The 1,218-nt window shown below is 35.7% G+C and carries 1 protein-coding gene; it reads right to left on the reverse strand.

What is annotated here, in order from left to right; all coding sequences use genetic code 11:
* Window positions 1-1,218: Ig-like domain-containing protein (locus RH99_RS18380; RefSeq protein ID WP_010241762.1), on the reverse strand; the 1,218-nt coding region annotated here is incomplete at both ends.

Genomic DNA, 1,218 nt, shown 5'->3' on the forward strand with positions numbered 1-1,218 from the left:
TAGGGATACACCGTGGCGTATAAGTAGTCATATCCTCCTACTTTTAAGCTAGATGAGTATTTGTTTAATGTCACTGATGTCGGTAATATTTTTCCTACTGTTACTGTATATGTTGCTGTTTTACTTCCATCATCAGTTGTTGCTGTAATTATTGCTGTTCCTGATCCTACTGCCGTTACCTGTCCTGAGGAAGATACCCTAGCTACATCTGTATCTGATGTTGTCCATCCTACATATTTATTTGCTGCATTATATGGATATATAGTTGCATATAACCAAGTATTGTCTCCTACGGTTAATGTACCTATATTTTTATTCAATGCTACTGATGTTACTTTAACTGGCTCATTAACTCTTACTGTACATACCGCTATTTTGGATCCATCATCAGTTTTTGCTGTAATTGTCGCTTTTCCTACTCCTACCGCTGTTACTTGTCCAGAAGAAGATACCATGGCAACATCTGTATTTGATGTTGTCCACTTTACATGTTTATTTGTTGCATTGTATGGAGATATAGTTGCGTATAACCAAGTATTGTCTCCTACGGTTAATGTATCTATAGTTTTATTCAATGCTACTGATGTTACTTTAACTGGAGATATAACTTTTACTATATATGTTGCTGTTTTAGATCCATCATAAGTTTTTGCTGTAATTGTTGCTATTCCTGCTCCTATTGCCCTTACAGTTCCATAAGATGATACCGTCGCTACAGCTGAATTAGAGGTTGTCCATATTATCGATTTATTTGCTGCATTATATGGATATACTGTAGCGTATAAATAATCATATCCTCCAACCTTTAAACTTGCTATACTCTTATTCAATGCTATTGATGTTACTTTTATCAATGGCTTTACTGTTACATAATATTTAGCTGCTTTCTTACCATCTACTGTAGTAGCTGTAATAGTTGCAGTTCCCTTTCCTACTGCTCTTACCACCCCATTGGATACTGTTGCTACTTTCCCATTGGAGGTGCTCCATGTAACTCCTTTATTTGTGGCGTTACTTGGTGCTACTGTTGCTATTAGTGTGTCTTTTCCTCCTATTGTAAGAGTATTTTTTGTCTTATTTAATTTTACTGAAGTAACTCTTACTATTGGATTTACAGTTACTATATATTTAGCCGTATTTTTGCCATCCACTGTAGCTACTGTAATAGTTGCTGTTCCCTTTCCTACTGCTCTTACCACTCCATTAGATACTACGTGT

Source organism: Clostridium arbusti SL206 (genome assembly GCF_000246895.1).
Lineage (GTDB): Bacteria > Bacillota > Clostridia > Clostridiales > Clostridiaceae > Clostridium_I > Clostridium_I arbusti.